Genomic DNA, 18,061 nt, shown 5'->3' on the forward strand with positions numbered 1-18,061 from the left:
AAATGCTCAAGCTGAATTAGATCTCGTGCAGTAGTAAAACAGAATTTTCTAGTCATCTTGAGGAGTATGTTAAACGATACTCAAGCATTGTTTTATTAACTGTCAAGATATGGAGTTTATAGCGCATTTTTCACGAGTTAAGCGTTCGTATTCGTCAAACATGAGTTAAGGATAATCCTTAATTTTGCAGAGAAATAAGATCCTTCTATCACTCGATAAAAGCAGATTTGTAATTGAGGAAAAGAAAAATGACTATTTTGCAAGAGTATCAAGAATATAAGGAATCTATCAAAAATCATAGAATGTTATTCTCTAAGTGGGATAATGTGTCGGATAAGATAAAGATAAAAATATTTCTTCTGCTACTCAAATTATTAAATTTTTTGTTTCCAAAAAGTAATCTTCATAGACTTGAAAAGTCTATAAAATTTTATCTTGGGCTGATAGATATAAACACTGATGATTGGAATCCACAACAAAAACCACAGTTGTTTTTATATTTTGGTCTTCCTTCTAGGCCTTGGTATGAACCTGATGATTACGACGTTTTCAAAATAGTGAGAGATATCCTTGAAGAAGGTGCTGAAGACATAAAAAGTGAGTATTTAATGAATATTCATAATAAAAGTAATTTCTTAATTCCAGTCTTGGATCCAAAGGAACCTTCAGCTTATGAATACCTTACTGACATTGAACTAACTCCATCTCAAATAAAAAATGACTGGTTGCGGATTGATTTGTGGGGTGGTGGTGAATTTACTGAAGAAGCCAGATATTTATTTCCAAAAACTGTAAAAATTTTGTCTAAGCTGGAATCTTTTATGGATCCTTTTGAAGAAGATGTAATTTATGTTTTAAAGCCAGAATCTTTCTTACCTCCACACCATGATGCTGCAAATAATTATATTGGATGTCATTTGGGATTAATAATTCCAGAAAATTGCGGATTTAGAGTCGGAAGTGAAACACGGAGTTGGACTGAAGGGAAAACTTTATTTTTCGATCAGAGCTTTGAGCATGAAGTTTGGAATAGAAGTCAGAAAGAACGAGTAGTTTTGTCAGTGCAATTACGTCACCCAGAATTGTCAAAATTTGAAAATTTTTTATATAAGCTTTTTCGTAAGTTGTTTGGTAATAAACCTCATCTACTTTGAGAACTATAATTTTCTGCCAAGACCGAGAGATTGCTTCCTTACGTCGCAATGATGCATAGGAATAATTAGAAACTCCAGGTTTCAACATGAACGGGGTTTAGTTAGAACATGAAACTCGAACTATCTGCTCAACAAAAAAATTATCAAGCTGAATTTAGGGCTTTTGTTAATGAGGAAATATGTCCTCATGCTGGTGAATGGGATAGGAAAGAATTTACACCACCAGAGCTAATTAAAAAAATAGCAGAACGTGGTTTTCTCGGTGCCATATTACCCCAAGAATATGGTGGTAAAGCAATGGACATGATTACCTACGGTATTCTCAACGAGGAAATTGGACGTGGATGTTCCTCTGTACGCAGTTTGTTGACAGTTCACAACATGGTTTCCCAAGCGGTGTGTAAATGGGGAAATAAATCTCAAAAAGAGTATTGGCTTCCCAAATTTGCATCTGGAGAAACAATAGCTGCTTTTGCATTAAGCGAACCAAATGTAGGTAGCGATGCTAAAAGTGTAGAAACAACAGCAATACTTTCTGGTAATGCTTATATTTTAAATGGGCAAAAGAAATGGATTACCTATGGGCAAATAGCAGATATATTTTTAGTCTTTGCTAAATGTGAAGGTAAAGCAGGTGCTTTTTTAGTGGCAAAAAATAGCCCAGGTTTTTCTATCAAACCGATGTCTGGTATTTTAGGTACTAGGGCTTCGATGGTTGCACAATTGCAATTTGATAACTGCCACGTTCCTCTAGAAAATTTAGTAGGTAAATTAGGTTTTGGTTTTTCCTATGTTGCTTCTTTTGCACTTGATTATGGTAGATATAGTGTAGCAACGGGTAGCGTGGGTATTGCTCAAGCTTGTTTAGAAGCTTGCATTAATTATACTAACGAGCGAAAACAATTTGATGTGTATCTGAAAGAACACCAGTTAATTCGGCAAAAGATTACTCAGATGATAACTAACGTCAAAGCAGCGAGACTGTTATGTTATCAAGCAGGTTATCTCAAAGATATTAACGATCCAAATTCAATTATAGAGACTTCTATTGCCAAATACCTTGCATCTACAGTAGCAGCCAAAATAGCAAATGATGCTGTACAAATTCACGGTGGTAACGGTTGTAGTAGTGAATACCCTGTAGAAAGGTATCTACGAGACTCGAAAATTATGGAAATTATTGAAGGTAGTACTCAAATTCAAGAAATTACCATCGCTGAGTCAGGCTATCAAGATTATCTTCTTTCAAGCTTTTCTACGGGCTTGAAAAATAAACTAGCAGAAAGGATTTAAGCTATGATTAGCACTCAAGAACAGGACGTAAACAGCAAACAAAAAGACAAAAAAGTTATTAAATGTGTCGTTTGGGATTTAGATAACACCTTATGGCACGGGGTTTTACTCGAAGATAAACAAGTTTCCTTACGAGAAAATATAGTAAATCTTATTCATACTATAGATAGTCGTGGTATCCTACAATCTATAGCAAGTAAAAACGAAAGAGTAACAGCAATAGCTAAATTAGAAGAATTCGGATTAAAAGAGTATTTTTTATATCCTCAAATTAATTGGAATTCTAAAGCGTCTTCCATCAAAGAAATTGCTAGATCACTAAATATTGGTTTAGATGCGATCGCCTTCATTGATGACCAATTATTTGAACTAGAAGAAGTAAAATTTACCTTACCAGAAATTCTCTGTATCAACGTAGATGAAATCGATAATATTTTAGATATGCCTGTGATGAATCCCCGTTTTATCACGGAAGATTCACGAATTAGAAGATTGATGTATATTAGTGATATAGAGCGCCAGAATGCGGAAAAAGAATTTGTTGGAACAGCAGATGAATTCTTAGCTACGCTCAATATGAATTTCACAATCTCCTCAGCACAAGAAGAAGATTTACAACGTGCAGAAGAATTAACATTACGGACTAATCAACTGAATACAACTGGTTATACCTACTCCTATGACGAACTTAATCATTTCCGCCAATCAGGAAATCATAAGCTGTTAATTGCAAGCTTGGAAGATAAGTATGGAAGCTACGGGAAAATAGGTTTAGCTCTAATCGAATGCCAAGCTGATATATGGACAATCAAGCTTTTGCTGATGTCATGTCGCGTTATGTCAAGGGGAGTTGGGACAATTATGATGAATCATATTATGAATCTGGCTCAAAAAAATAATGTCCGTCTTCTGGCAGAGTTTATACCAAATGACCGCAATAGAATGATGTATATATCTTATAAATTTGCAGGTTTTAAAGAAATTGATAAAATAGGAAACTCAGTTCTTTTTGAAAATGACCTAATTAGAATTCAGCCTGTACCTTTATATGTAAAATTTAAAGTAATTGATTAATTCGTTAATAATAAATTAAATATTATAAGGATAGTGTTATGGAAGGTAAGAATAGTGAAATTATTAAGCGACGTTCTCAACTCTCACCTGCTAAACAAGCGATTTTAGAAAAGCGCTTACGGGGTGAGAGTGAATATAATCAAGAAATACCTATACCCCGTCGTACCCAGCAAAGCCCATGTCCTCTGTCTTTGCCTCAACAGCGATTGTGGTTTATCCAACAATTAGAACCTCAAAATTCCGCTTACAACGAATTTGCTTGTCTACAATTAAAAGGTGCTGTAAATTTTGCAATTTTAGAGAGAAGTTTTAATGAGATTATAAAACGTCATGAATCCTTGCGAACTTCTTTTGAAACTTTAGATGGGCAACCAGTTCAAGTCATTCATCCAACCGTTACTTTAAAGTTGCCAGTGGTAGATTTGAGAAACTTACCACCGACATTGCAAGATGTAGAAGTAGAGCTGCTGACTGCTGAAATCGCTCAAAAGCCTTTTGACTTGGCATTCTGTCCCTTGCTGCGAGTGATTTTATTGCAGGTTAGTGAAGAGGAATATTTACTTTTGTTAGTCGTCCACCACATCGTTTGTGATGGGTGGTCAATAAAGTTATTCAACCAAGAATTAGCAGAAATATACAAAGATTTTTTCACAGAAAAACCTTCCGCACTTGCAGAACTGCCAATTCAATATGCAGACTATTCGATATGGCAGCATCAGTGGCTGCAAGGTGAGCGAGAAAAAACTCAACTTTCATATTGGAAGCAGCAACTTGCAGATGCTCCAACAACCTTATCTTTGCCAACAGACCGTCAACGACCTCCCGTACAAAGTTTCAAAGGAGCAGTAAGACACTTCAAGCTATCATCACGCTTGACCGATATGCTGAGGTCTTTAAGCAAGGAGCAAGGGGTGACTTTGTTTATGACCTTGTTAGCAGCTTTTCAAGCACAACTTTACCGCTATACAGGTCAAGAAGATATCTGCATTGGCTCTCCAATTGCTAACCGCAACCATGCTGATATTGAAAGCTTGATTGGCTTTTTTGTCAATACCCTTGTGCTTCGTACTGACCTTTCTGGGAACCCAAGCTTTTTAGAATTACTCAAGAGAGTTCACGAAGTATGTGTCGGAGCTTATGCCCATGCAGGTCTGCCTTTTGAGCGATTAGTGAAAGAGCTTCATCCTGAGCGGAATCTTAGTCATAACCCCCTGTTTCAAGTCATGTTTGTTTTGCAGGAAAATAACGACAAAGATTTGGTATTACCAAACTTGACTCTAAAATGGCTTCAAAACCATAGCGGGAGAGCCTTGTTTGATTTAACACTGAATGTGGTAGATGCTAAATCTGAACTTTGGGGATGGTGGGAGTACAACACAGATTTGTTTGATGCTGCGACTATTGAGAGAATGGTAGGGCATTTTACTAATTTGCTAGAAGGTGTTGTTAGTCGACCAGAGAAGCCTTTATCTGATTTGCCATTATTAACAGAACCTGAGCGTCAGACTCTTTTAGTTAACTGGAATAATACAGCTACTGATTACCCCCAGGATAAATGTATCCATGAGTTGTTTGAATCACAGGTAGAGAAAACACCTGATGCAGTAGCAGTCGTATTTGAAAATCAACAGTTAAGTTATCGGGAACTAAACCGACGAGCTAATCAGTTAGCACACTACTTACAAAAATTAGGAGTAAAACCAGAGGTATTGGTCGGGATTTGTGTAGAGCGATCGCTCGAAATGGTCATCGGACTATTGGCCATCCTCAAAGCCTGTGGTGCATATGTACCTCTAGACCCTGGCTATCCCCAAGAACGCTTGGCTTATGTGTTAGAAAACTCACAACCAGGCGTATTACTCACACAACAATACCTATTAGAAAATATACCAAATCATCAAGCTCAAGTAATTTGCATCGATAGTGACTGGGAGAAAATTGCCACTGAAAGCACAGAAAATCCCATATCCAACATCACATTTGATAACCTTGCTTACGTCATCTACACCTCCGGTTCTACAGGTAAACCAAAGGGGGTTCTTGGTTTGCACAAAGGTGCTATCAACCGTTTTCAATGGATGTGGCAAAATTATCCTTTTGTAGAGGAAGAAATCTGTTGCCAGAAAACCTCTCTAAACTTTGTGGATTCAGTATGGGAAATATTTGGGTCTTTACTTCAAGGAATAACCATAGTAATTGTGCCCGATAAAGTTGTCAAAGATCCACAACATTTTGTCAGGAGTCTCGCACACAGCAATGTGACACGGTTAGTACTTGTTCCTTCATTACTATGCATACTATTAAATACATACGATGTCTTAGAATTGCAGCTACCCAAGTTAAAGTTATGGATTAGCAGTGGAGAAGCGCTCTCTAATGACTTACTGGTGCAATTTCGGCAAGGTTTGCCAAACAGTACCTTGTTAAATCTTTACGGTTCATCGGAGGTATCTGCCGATGTGACTTGTTACAGTATTACTCCACAAACAGTCTTATCAGCATCCACCTTAATCGGTCGTCCAATTGCTAATACACAGATATATATACTAGATGCAAACAAGCAACCTGTTCCTATAGGCGTAATAGGCGAAATATATATAGGTGGCGAACAATTAGCACGAGGCTATTTAAACCGTCCTCAACTAAGTGCTGAAAAATTTATTCCCAATCCTTTTAGTGAGGAATTAGCAGCACGCTTGTATAAAACAGGGGATTTAGCTCGTTATTTACCGAATGGAAATATAGAATATATTGGTCGGATTGATAATCAGGTAAAAGTACGCGGTTTCAGGATTGAATTAGGAGAAATCGAAGCCCTCCTTAGTCAACACCCTGGGGTACGAGAAGCTGTAGTTGCAGTTCAATCTTCGCAAATAGATTCTCAAAGAATAGTTGCTTATGTAGTTCCCACGAGAAAGCAAGCGCCAACAATTTCTGAACTACGCGGTTTCTTAGAGGCAAAATTGCCGAATTATATGGTGCCAGCAGCTTTTGTCACATTGGAGGCGCTACCACTAACACCCAATGGTAAAGTTGACCGCAAAGCATTACCCGCACCTAAATTAACACAGGTTTTATCATCGAATATTACCCCTCCTTCCACACCAATTGAGAATTTATTAGCAGGTATTTGGGCAGAAATACTGGGTATAGATAAAATAGGTATTCATAATAATTTCTTTGAATTAGGTGGTCACTCATTAATAGCAACTCGTGTAATTTCCCAAATTCGGCAAGTATTTCAGACAGAGCTTCCTTTACGTTATTTATTTGAAAAACCAACAATAGCAGGGTTAGCAAAAGAAATTGAAAAAGCGATTAAGGTAGACTCAACAGTTGAAGTAACAAACATTGAGCAGATAGAACGTACACAGCAATTATCGCTATCTTATGCTCAACAAAGACTATGGTTTTTATCTCAGTTAGAACCAGACAGCCCCTTCTACAACATACCTGGTGCTGTTCGTTTACAGGGACAGTTAAATGTAGAAGCATTACAGCAAAGTTTTAACGAAATAGTAAGTCGGCATGAAGCACTGCGGACTAATTTTCAAACCAAAGAAGGACAAGCTGTAGCTGTCGTCTCAGAAGATAAACCCATAACGCTATCAATACTCGATATTAGTGACCTACCAGCTAATCAACAGCAAGCCGAAATTAAACAACAGGTAGCACAAGCAGCACAACAACTCTTCGATATTAGCAACGACCATCTACTGAGGGTAAAACTGTTACGTCTTGCTCTGCAAGAACATATCGTACTGCTGACAATGCACCACATCATCTCTGATGCTTGGTCAATCGGCGTATTAGTAGAAGAATTAGCAGCACTGTATCCAGCCTTTTGTCATGGACAGCCCTCTCCATTACCTACATTACCAATACAGTATGTAGACTTTGCAGCCTGGCAAAGGCAATGGTTGCAAGGAGAAGCACTGGAAGCTCAGTTATCTTATTGGCTTAAGCAGTTAGATAACGCACCAAAAGTATTAGAATTACCTACCGACTATCCAAGACCGGCAATTCAAACTTACCGTGGCGCAACCTACTCATTTGAGTTACCGAAAGAACTATCCACATCCCTGAATCAATTGAGCCAGCAGCAGGGAAGTACTTTATTTATGACCCTGTTAGCAAGCTTCCAAATATTACTATGGCGTTATTCTGGTCAACAAGACATTGTGGTTGGTTCACCCATTGCTAACCGCAATCGGGCAGACATAGAAGCGCTAATTGGTGTTTTTGTCAACACCCTAGTATTGCGAAGCAATTTAACAGGAAATCCGAGTTTTGAGGAGCTACTAAAACGGGTGCGGGAAGTAGCACTAGGAGCTTATGCACATCAAGATTTGCCGTTTGAGTTGTTAGTTGAGCGACTACAACCGCAGCGAGACTTAAGCCATACACCACTATTTCAAGTGATGTTTGTGCTTCAGAATGCGCCAATGTCAGCTTTAGATTTGCCTGGTTTAACTTTAACTAAGTTGGAAAGTGATAGTGGTACTGCCCAGTTTGATTTAACCCTGGAGATGACGGAAACAGCACAGGGAATATCTGGTAATCTGGTGTATGATACTGATTTATTTGCGGAAAGTTCTATACACAGAATTGTAGGTCACTTGCAAACGTTGCTGGAAGCAATTGTTGCTAATCCACAGCAGCGTTTGTCTGATTTACCATTGTTGACAGAATTTGAGCAGCATCAATTACTGCGAGAGTGGAATAATACAACTACTGATTACCCCCAAGATAAATGTATCCATGAATTATTTGAAGCGCAGGTAGAGAAAACACCTGATGCAGTAGCAGTGGTATTTGAAAACCAACAGTTAAGTTATGGGGAATTAAACCAACGAGCGAATCAGTTGGCACATTACTTATGTTCGCTAGGAGTAAAACCAGAGGTATTAGTAGGACTTTGCACCCAGCGCTCTCTTGAAATGATAATTGGGCTGTTAGCTATCCTCAAAGCTGGGGGAGCCTATTTACCGATTGACCCAACCTATCCCCCAGAACGACTAGCACTGATGCTAAATGATTCTCAAGTGACAGTATTGCTTGCACAACAGCACCTTCTGGGACAGTTACCAGCGCATACAGCAAAAGTCATTTGCTTAGACGATGATGTTAATTGGCAAGGTGTCTCATCAGCAATACAAAACCCTCCAAATCAAACCGCCCCTGCAAATCTAGCTTACATGATTTACACATCTGGTTCTACGGGTAAGCCGAAGGGGGTGATGGTTGAACATCGGTCATTGTTGAATTTTGTCCTCACCGCTATTGATGAATATGGAATTAATGCAAGCGACCGGATTTTGCAATTCGCGTCTATTTGTTTTGATACATCTATTGAAGAAATCTTTCCTTGTCTTGTCGCCGGTGCAACATTAGTACTGCGAACCGAAGAAATGCTGTATTCGGTTGATGAATTCTGGCGGTGTTGCCAACAATGGCAGTTAACTGTTTTGGATTTGCCTACAGCTTATTGGCATCAGTTGGTGGCAGAACTTAACCCTCAAGACTCGCGAATTCCTCAAAATCTCAGAACTGTGATTATTGGAGGAGAAGAAGCTCAACACTCAAAAGTCGAACATTGGCACAGTAGCGTTGCACATTTGCCCAATCCACCGCAATTATTTAATAGTTACGGGCCATGGGAATTCATGATAACTTCTTTGAACTTGGTGGTCATTCATTGCTTTTAGTTCAATTTCATAGCAATTTACGTGAAGTTTTTAAACGAGATTTACCTCTTATAGACTTATTTAGATATCCAACCGTAAACTCTTTAGTAAATTATTTAAATCAGGTCGAAAATCAACAGCAATCTCATGATATTATGGCTGAGATAACCGAAAGAATAGCAGATGGAAAAACTCAACAAAAAAAGCGTCTGCAAAAAATAAAATCTGTGGAAAATATTTAATATTTATCAATATTATCTGGTTTTCGTCATCTGGAATTAGCTAAAATTGCTGATCCTTGTTAAACAAGTTTAAAGAAGTAATTATATTGAAAAGATTCAAGGAATAATTGAGAAAATGAGTATTCCAATAGCATCAACTTCTATCAACGGCTCGGAAATAGCAATCATTGGATTGGCAGGAAGATTTCCTGGAGCTAAAAACATTAATGAACTCTGGAATAATCTTCAAAATGGCATAGAATCAATTTCTTTTTTCAGTGACGAAGAACTGTTGGCAGCAGGAATAGATGAAGAACTTCTCAGTTCCCAAAATTATGTTAAAGCACATGCTGTGATAGAAGATGCCGAATTATTTGATGCATCATTTTTTGGATTTAATCCCAGAGAAGCAGAAATCACTGACCCACAGCACCGCATTTTTTTGGAGTGTGCATGGCAAGCATTAGAGAATGCGGGATATAAATCTGGAATCGAGAAATGTCCCATAGGTGTGTTCGCAGGTTCTGGCTTAAATAGCTACTTACTCAACCTTTACTTAAATCGAAACGCTATATCAGTAGCTGACTTTTCACGGGAAGTCTTCAAGCCTCGAAAAAACGTGACTTTTTCTACAGCCTAATTGTCAATAGCTTTAAGTTAATGAAAATAGCTAACGGAAAAATCAGGGTTTGGAAAACCCTCAAAATGGCCTTTTCCACATGCCGTGAAAAGTCAGAGAAACAGCAACAATGGCAGTAAGCAAAAGCAAGATACTACCTCCAGTAGGTTGGATTTGCGAAAAATGTTAGACCGTGGGCAAGAACCAGCAGATGCAGAGACGTTGCGTGCAACATCTTTACTAAATCAAACCCTTCTTACCCAACCAGCTATATTTGTCATTGAATATGCTTTAGCTCAGTTGTGGATATCGTGGGGAATTCGTCCTACGGCGATGATTGGCTACAGCATTGGTGAATATGTAGCAGCAACTCTAGCCGAGGTTTTGTCTGTTGAAGATGCTTTAACCTTAGTAGCTAGAAGAGCGCAAATGATTGAAGAGTTGCCAGAAGGGGCGATGCTGGCAGTGCCGCTTTCAGAAGAAGAGATACAGCCCCTCCGAAATGAAAAAATTTCCATGTCTGCAATCAACGGGCCATCATTGTGTGTGATTGCAGGTGCCAAGGATGCGGTGGAGGAATGGGAACGACAACTGGGCGAACAAAATTTAATTGGTAAGCGTTTGCAGACATCTCACGCTTTCCATTCTGTGATGATGGAGGCGATCGCACCTGCCTTTGACGATTTAGTTAAAACATTTAACCTCAAACCCCCAAAAATTCCCTATATTTCTAACGTTACTGGCACTTGGATTACAGCAGAGCAAGCAACAGACCCCAGTTATTGGGTGAAACATCTGTGTCAACCAGTACGCTTTGCACAGGGAGTCCAACAGTTATGGCAAAAAGACAATCCGATTTTATTAGAGGTAGGCCCTGGTCAAGCATTAATTAGTTTTGCATCGCAATGTCTAGAAAGCGATCGTGCTAAATCTGCGATGCTCCCCACCCTGCGCCATTCCTACGAACAACAGTCAGATATAGCGTTTTTAATGAATACATTGGGTCGCCTTTGGCTGGCTGGGGTAGAAGTAGATTGGTCTAGCTTTTATACCAACGAACAACGCACTCGCATCCCCTTACCGACATATCCATTTGAACGTCAGCGCTACTGGATTGATGCCAATCCTGAAGCTAACTTAGCTATACAACCGCAGCAAGCATTACACAAAAAACCGAATATTGCCGACTGGTTTTATATCCCTTCCTGGAAGCGTTCTCCCCACTTACCATCAAAATCATCGCAAAAACTATGTTGCTTAGTCTTTGTTGATACTTTTGGAGTTGGTTCGCAAGTTGCACAGCAGTTGGAATCACAAGGTCATAATGTCATAACTGTAGCAATTGCAGAGCATTTTACCAAATTAGGCGATCGCGCTTATGCAATTAATCCCCAAACCAGTAGTGATTATGATACATTGCTGGCAGAACTTAGGAGATTAGATTTAAATTCAAATGCGATCGCCAAGCCTACCGGATGGCATTTTGCTCATTTTTGGAGCGTTACGACAAATGATACCTTATCCTCCTATAAGGCGATAGAACAAACACAATCATCACATCAGTTTTTTGAAAATACTCAAAATTTGGGTTTCTGGAGTCTGCTATTTCTAGCGCAAGCTTTGGGAAGGCGGAATATTTCCGATACTTTGAAGTTAACAGTTGTCACAAGCAACGTACATGATGTAACTGGCAATGATAGTTTATGCCCTGAAAAATCAACATTACTAGGAGCGTGTAAGGTAATTCCCCAAGAATACCCGAAGATAACTTGCTCTACTGTTGATATAGTAATTCCTTCTTGCAAAAACCCACCAGCACCAAAACTCATAGATTATCTTGTCACAGAAATTACTTCCCAAACAATCGATGACATAGTAGCCTATCGGGGTCATCATCGTTGGGTGCAAACTTTTGAACCTGTGCGGCTAGAGCGAGATATTGCAAGTAAATCTAAGGTAAGAGAAGGAGGGGTTTACTTAATTACCGGGGGACTTGGTGGTATTGGTTTGGTATTAGCAGAAAATCTAGCTCAGACAGCAGATACTAAATTAATTCTTGTTGGACGAAAAGGACTACCTGAACGTTCGCAGTGGCAACAATGGTTAGAAACTCATGATAACCAAGATAGTGTTAGCCGTAAAATTGAAAAAGTTCTGGCACTTGAGAAATTAGGAGCTAGTGTTCAAATTTATAGTGCCGATGTAGCTAATCTTGAGCAAATGCAAGCAGTAGTTACTCAAGCTTGCAAACAATTTGGTCGTATCGATGGTGTCATTCATGCAGCAGGTATTGCTCCAGGTGGCATAATTCAACTCAAGACAAAAGAAATGGCAAATAGCGTACTCGCAGCAAAAGTCAGGGGAACGCTAGTACTAGACGAAGTTTTGAAAAATTCCAATTTAGATTTCTTTGTGCTTTGTTCATCTGGAACTTCTGTCTTGGGACACTTTGGACAAGTAGATTACTGTGCGGCAAATGCTTTTCTTGACACTTATGCTCACTATTGTGCCTGTAAATCAAGCCAACCCACAGTATCAATTAGCTGGGATACCTGGCAAGAAGTAGGAATGCAAGTCGATACTGTAGTACGAAATGAAATTAAGCAGATGCTAAAGCTGGAGGAAGCTAACTTAAAATTTGCAATTAAGCCTCAAGAAGGTATTGATACTTTTCATCGCATTTTAGAAAGTAATTTGCCTCATGTCGTTGTCTCAACCCAAGATTTTGTCACTTTAATCGAACAAAGCAAACACTTCCAAACGGAAGATAGATTGTCAATATTAGAAGAGAAATTAGTTTCAGCAAATATTACTGTACCAAATCATCCCCGACCCAATTTAGAGAATGATTATGTAGCTCCACGTAATGAAATTGAAGAAAGTTTGGCTCAAATTTGGCAGCAACGCCTGGGAATAGACAAAGTAGGAATTAAGGATAATTTTTTTGAATTAGGAGGTGATTCCGTTCTTGCAATTCAAGTTATTTCCAAAGCCAACCAACTAGGCTTAAAGTTAACTGCTCAACAAATGTTTCAGCATCAGACTATTGCTGAATTAGCAACAGCAGCATCTATGCAAGAAACAAAACTAACTGAACGTACTTTACAAGCAGGAGAAGTATACCTCACACCCATCCAGCATCGGTTTTTCGCTCAAAATCAGCCAGATACAATAAATTCCTTTAGCCAGTCCTTACTGTTGGAGGTAAAACAAGCCTGCGATCGCCAGCTATTAGAACAGGCTGTAAGATATGTAATTCAAGACCACGATGTATTTCGTCTACGCTTTACTCAAAAAGAATCTTGCTGGCAACAAATTGAAGCTAATAGCAATGATGTAGATGTCATAGAATACGAGTATGTAAATTTGACTTCACTTTCAGAAACAGAGCATGAATATGCTTTGGAGTCTAAAATTAAAGAAATACAAAGTAGCTTCAACCTGAGTGAAGGAACGCTTGTAAAAGTTGCTTTAATTGAATTGCGATCGCAGCAAAATAGCTACCTAGCAATTGCCATCCACCCTCTTTTAGTAGATACAATTTCTTGGCAAATTTTGCTAGAAGATTTACAAACAGTTTATCAGCAACTCAGCCAATCAAAAGCGATACATCTGCCTGATAAAACTACTTCATTCAGAGAGTGGGCACAGCGTATCCAAGATTACGCTGAGACTCCAGAAGTTATACGGGAGCAAAAATACTGGTTAACAAAAGCCCAAAAACCTCTTAGCATTCTGCCTGTGGACTATCCTGGTAGGGAAAATATAGAGGCAAATGTTGACATCGTATCAATTTCTCTAGATAAAACACAAACACAAGCCTTATTAAATAATGTCAACAAGGCTTATAATACCCAAATAAATGATGTTCTCCTCACAGCATTAGTGCAAGCATTTGCAAAGTGGACGGGAGAGTCAAAACTGTGGGTAGATGTCGAAGACAATAGCCGAGAGAAAATTTTCAAAAATTTAAGTGATATATCCCTGACCCGTACAGTTGGTTTATTTACAACTTGCTTTCCTGCAAATTTGGATATAACAGAAGCTTCCGACGAAGGAAGTGCATTGGTAGCAATCAAAGATTATTTGCGTAGTATTCCCAATCAAGGTACTGGGTATGATTTGCTTCGCTATATAAGCAGTAATCAAGAGATTAAATCGGAGCTAAAATCATTTCCTCAACCTCAAGTTAGTTTTAAATACTCAGGTAATTTTGACGAACTTATTTCCCAGTCATCTTTATTTAATTTAACCCACCAGCACCTTAAATTGAATCAAGGCTCAAGTGCAAATCGTTTTTATTTATTGGAAATAAATGGAGCTATTGTTCAAGAACAGTTGCAATTGAATTGGATTTACAGTCAAGAAAATCATCGTCGAATAACAATTGAAACATTAGCTTCAAATTACATTGAGATGCTGCAAAATATTATTGCTCATTGTCAGTCTGTCGAGGGACAAAAATTTACAACTTCTGACTTCCCAAGAGCAAACTTGAGTCAAAAAAGCTTAGATAAACTTCTAGCAAAAATCAACCAAGCAAACGAGGAATGAGCATAATGAAAGCAGAAAATATAGAGGACATATATAAGCTTACACCCGTGCAAGAAGGGATGCTATTCCATTCTTTGTATGAAAGAGAATCATTATTATATTTTTTTCACATTCCTGTCGGTTTACGGGGAAACATAAATATCAAGGCTTTTGAGGAAGCATGGCAAAAAATTGTAGATAGACACGCAGTTTTGCGTACAGGATTTTATTGGGAAGACATTGATAATCCCTTACAAGTCGTCTATAAAAATGTGAAAATTTCTTTAAACCAATATGATTGGCGCGGTATCGAACAAGCAGAACAGGAAGAGCGCTTGAAATCATTTTATGATAGCGATCGCAAATTATATTTTGACTTGTCGCAGCCATGTCTGATGCGTATAACTTTAATTCGTTTTGCCGATGACTACTATGAATTTATTTGGAGTTCTCATCATATAACCGGAGATGGATGGTCTTCTGCGATAATATTTGATGAGTTGCTACAAATTTACGAAGCACTGTGTGAAGATAAAGAAATAAAATTTGCATATAATCGCCCTTTCCGCGATTATATTGACTGGTTACAGGAGCAGGACATAGAAAAAACTGAAACTTTCTGGAGACAACAATTAGCGGGTATTAAAGCACCAACACCTCTAATCTATATAGAGAATAAGCAGTTAAAATTTACAGAACAGAGGTACGATCAAGAAAAATATAAGCTATCGCCAGAAAAGACACAATCACTGTTATCTTTTATTGCAAAAAATCGCTTAACTCTAGCTGCATTAATTAATGGAATTTGGTCTATTCTCCTTAGTCGTTATACTTGTTGTAACAATATAGTTTACGGCTGTACAGTCACAGGAAGACCAGTAGAATTAGCCGAAGTAGAGTCAATGGTGGGTTTATTTATAAACACTTTACCCATGAATTTGAAGTTAAATACAGAGCAAGATTTGTTATCATGGCTTCAAGCTACTCAGACTCGATTAGTCGAATTACGTCATCATGAATACACTTCACTTACACAAATTCAAAGCTGGAGCGAAGTACCCCGAAATTTACCTTTGTTTGAAAGTTTTGTTGTGGTTGAGAACCTTCCAAGTGCTCGATCTGCACTACGTTGGAAAGGAAATATAGAAATTGATACAAGTAAAGGCGAGTATTTCAGAACCAATTACCCTTTAAATTTAGTTATATATCCAGCAGCGGAAATGATAGTGGCAATTTCATATGATTGTCGAAGATTTGATATTGCTACTATTTCTAGAATACTTGCAGATTTTCAAATAGCATTAGAATGCATAATGGCTAATCCTTTGTCCAAAATTAAAGATTTATCATTTTCAACGGCAAGAGAACAGGAAATATCAAAATCTTTAGAAAAAGAAGCTGTATTATTTGATTATTGATTAGCTCCAATCCGTTGATGAACATACTAATTTAGTGAATAAATTCACGCACAATCCAAATGGATGTAACTCTATGGATAATTAACTGATTACATCAATATCCTGAGATAAAATATTAAATAGGATTCAAGTATGATAACTGTATCTAAAATAGAAAGAAGATACAAACTTTCAAGTAATGAATTTATCAAAAATTATGTTGATCGAGGAAAACCTGTCATAATTTCTGGAGTTATTCCTAGCTGGAATAGCTTTAGTCAATGGTCTTTAAAATACTTCAAACAATTATCACCATCTTTGAATATTTATGCTAAGAGATTTAGTGATAAAGGGATTGAAATATGTAGCCTGACAATGGAAAAGTATATAGGATTAATAGAAGCTTATGAAGCTGATTTTCTAAATAATCCCTCACCACCATATTGTCACGACCTACCTTTATTTAGCTTAATTCCTTCATTAATAAAAGACGCTCAACCATTCCCTTTAGATTATTTACCGGAATGGTACTGGTATAAGTGGTGGCGTTACTGTCAGTTTTTTTTGGGTTGTTCTAATAGTATTACTCCACTACATTTTGATTGTCTTCTGACTAATAATATTTTTTTTCAAATTGTTGGGCGTAAACAATTTACGATATTACTACCTGAAGATGCAAAATATTGTTATCGCAAAGGCTGGCGATGGTTTCTTGTGAATCCAGAAAATCCAGACTTCAATAAGTATCCTGAATATAAAAATGCCAGACCAATTAAATTTATCATCAATCCTGGTGATATTTTATATATGCCCCCTGGGACATTACATCATGTTAGAAGCTTAGATATGTCAATTTCTTTTAATATTGATTGGCACACAACAAAAAGTTGTTTGAATGCCCTAGCAGCAAGTGTCAAAGGTATGCCCATCCAAAACTCTTACTATAACTTTTTACTTGCTATGGGATTAGTATTTAAAATACCTTCTCAATTAATATTCAAATTTTATAAATCATACTTGAATTATGTCTCTTGATAGCAAAAATAAATTTTTATGTCAAAAGAAACTAAATAAATATATTCACAGAGAATAACAATCGTAAACGGAGAGAATTTGTATGAATATTTTTGAAAAGTACGAATCAAACGTTAGAAGCTATTGCCGTAGTTTTCCAGATATATTTCATCGGGCTAAGGGTTCGATTGTTTATGCTGAATCAGGTCGAGAATATATAGATTTTTTTGCTGGTGCAGGCGCATTAAATTATGGACATAATCATGACTACATAAAACAAAAAGTCATTTCCTATTTAGACGCTGATGGGATAGCCCACGGTTTAGACATGTATACTTCTGCTAAAGAGAAGTTTTTAGCTAAGTTTCACGAAGTTATACTAAGTACAAAACACTTAGATTATCGCATCCAGTTCTGCGGACCAACTGGAACAAATGCCGTCGAAGCAGCTTTAAAATTAGCTCGAAAAGTCAAAAAAAGGCCTGGTATATTCTCCTTTATGGGTGCTTATCATGGAATGACTTTGGGTAGCTTATCAATTACTGCTAATACCGCAATTCGAGCAGGCGCGATTGGAACATTAAATAGTGTAACATTTATGCCTTATCCCTATGGATTTATGGAAAGCTTTGACACTATAAAATATATAGAGTCAGTTCTAAATGACGTTAGTTCAGGAATTGAAAAGCCAGCCGCAATAATTTTTGAAACAGTCCAAGCTGAAGGTGGGGTTATTGTTGCTCCCATTGAGTGGGTGCAAAGGCTAAGAAAGTTGTGTGACGAGCATGATATTTTATTAATCTGTGATGATATTCAAGTCGGTTGCGGTAGAACAGGCTCTTTCTTCTCATTTGAAAGAGCAAGTATTGTTCCCGATATAGTTATACTTTCTAAATCGATTAGTGGATATGGGTTCCCTATGTCTTTATTGTTAACGTGAGTTCGACGGAACTAAAAAATAGCAGGAGGTAGTGCAGGCAAATCTTTTGGGTAAATATCAATCGAAGGTTTTTTAGGCAAATAGGTATAAGCAGTTAAACCAGCCATCAAATTAACCAAAAAGTTAAAT

8 protein-coding genes and 3 pseudogenes are annotated in these 18,061 nt (G+C 37.7%); 10 read left to right on the forward strand and 1 reads right to left on the reverse strand.

The window, feature by feature from the left end; all coding sequences use genetic code 11:
• Positions 1 to 248: 248 nt before the first annotated feature.
• From LC586_RS30350 to LC586_RS30390, 10 genes and pseudogenes are all read left to right on the forward strand, one after another.
• Positions 249 to 1,154, forward strand: a complete 906-nt coding sequence (locus LC586_RS30350; protein ID WP_229489003.1) for an aspartyl/asparaginyl beta-hydroxylase domain-containing protein — start codon at positions 249 to 251, stop codon at positions 1,152 to 1,154.
• 108 nt (positions 1,155 to 1,262) lie between these two features.
• The gene (locus LC586_RS30355; RefSeq protein ID WP_229489004.1) at positions 1,263 to 2,447 is read left to right on the forward strand and encodes an acyl-CoA dehydrogenase family protein; all 1,185 of its coding nucleotides are present in this window, start codon (positions 1,263 to 1,265) and stop codon (positions 2,445 to 2,447) included.
• Positions 2,448 to 2,450: 3 nt separating this feature from the next.
• Positions 2,451 to 3,521: an HAD-IIIC family phosphatase gene (locus LC586_RS30360; RefSeq protein WP_229489006.1), complete on the forward strand. Its 1,071-nt coding sequence runs from the start codon at positions 2,451 to 2,453 to the stop codon at positions 3,519 to 3,521.
• Positions 3,522 to 3,559: 38 nt separating this feature from the next.
• Positions 3,560 to 9,229, forward strand: a complete 5,670-nt coding sequence (locus tag LC586_RS30365; protein ID WP_306423302.1) for a non-ribosomal peptide synthetase — start codon at positions 3,560 to 3,562, stop codon at positions 9,227 to 9,229.
• Positions 9,178 to 9,450 (forward strand): phosphopantetheine-binding protein, encoded by a 273-nt coding sequence (locus LC586_RS41260; protein ID WP_306423303.1) that lies wholly within the window; start codon positions 9,178 to 9,180, stop codon positions 9,448 to 9,450. The genes LC586_RS30365 and LC586_RS41260 overlap by 52 nt, the downstream gene beginning before the upstream one ends.
• 115 nt (positions 9,451 to 9,565) lie before the next feature.
• Positions 9,566 to 10,015 (forward strand): annotated as a pseudogene (locus LC586_RS30370) (beta-ketoacyl synthase N-terminal-like domain-containing protein); the annotation flags it as partial.
• 138 nt (positions 10,016 to 10,153) lie between these two features.
• Positions 10,154 to 14,602, forward strand: a complete 4,449-nt coding sequence (locus LC586_RS30375) for an SDR family NAD(P)-dependent oxidoreductase (RefSeq protein ID WP_229489008.1) — start codon at positions 10,154 to 10,156, stop codon at positions 14,600 to 14,602.
• A 5-nt stretch (positions 14,603 to 14,607) separates the two neighbouring features.
• Positions 14,608 to 15,999 carry a condensation domain-containing protein gene (locus LC586_RS30380; protein ID WP_229489009.1) on the forward strand — a complete coding sequence of 464 codons (1,392 nt, stop codon included), beginning with the start codon at positions 14,608 to 14,610 and terminating at the stop codon, positions 15,997 to 15,999.
• Positions 16,000 to 16,131: 132 nt separating this feature from the next.
• Complete coding sequence (locus LC586_RS30385) at positions 16,132 to 17,013, forward strand: cupin-like domain-containing protein (RefSeq protein WP_229489011.1); 882 nt, start codon at positions 16,132 to 16,134, stop codon at positions 17,011 to 17,013.
• A gap of 82 nt (positions 17,014 to 17,095) precedes the next feature.
• Positions 17,096 to 17,926, forward strand: a pseudogene (locus LC586_RS30390) (diaminobutyrate--2-oxoglutarate transaminase); the annotation flags it as partial.
• A 17-nt stretch (positions 17,927 to 17,943) separates the two neighbouring features.
• Here the strand turns inward: LC586_RS30390 and LC586_RS42820 are convergent.
• A pseudogene (locus LC586_RS42820) lies at positions 17,944 to 18,061 on the reverse strand (IS982 family transposase); the annotation flags it as partial.

The sequence above is a fragment of the Nostoc favosum CHAB5714 genome (assembly GCF_020829495.1).
Taxonomy (GTDB): Bacteria; Cyanobacteriota; Cyanobacteriia; order Cyanobacteriales; family Nostocaceae; genus Nostoc; species Nostoc favosum.

Excerpts from the sequence above, each read along its gene's own strand:
- LC586_RS30350 (WP_229489003.1), top strand. The coding sequence starts at position 249 with ATGACTATTTTGCAAGAGTATCAAGAATATAAGGAATCTATCAAAAAT.
- LC586_RS30355 (WP_229489004.1), top strand. The coding sequence starts at position 1,263 with ATGAAACTCGAACTATCTGCTCAACAAAAAAATTATCAAGCTGAATTT.
- LC586_RS30360 (WP_229489006.1), top strand. The coding sequence starts at position 2,451 with ATGATTAGCACTCAAGAACAGGACGTAAACAGCAAACAAAAAGACAAA.
- LC586_RS30365 (WP_306423302.1), top strand. The coding sequence starts at position 3,560 with ATGGAAGGTAAGAATAGTGAAATTATTAAGCGACGTTCTCAACTCTCA.
- LC586_RS41260 (WP_306423303.1), top strand. The coding sequence starts at position 9,178 with ATGGGAATTCATGATAACTTCTTTGAACTTGGTGGTCATTCATTGCTT.
- LC586_RS30380 (WP_229489009.1), top strand. The coding sequence starts at position 14,608 with ATGAAAGCAGAAAATATAGAGGACATATATAAGCTTACACCCGTGCAA.
- LC586_RS30385 (WP_229489011.1), top strand. The coding sequence starts at position 16,132 with ATGATAACTGTATCTAAAATAGAAAGAAGATACAAACTTTCAAGTAAT.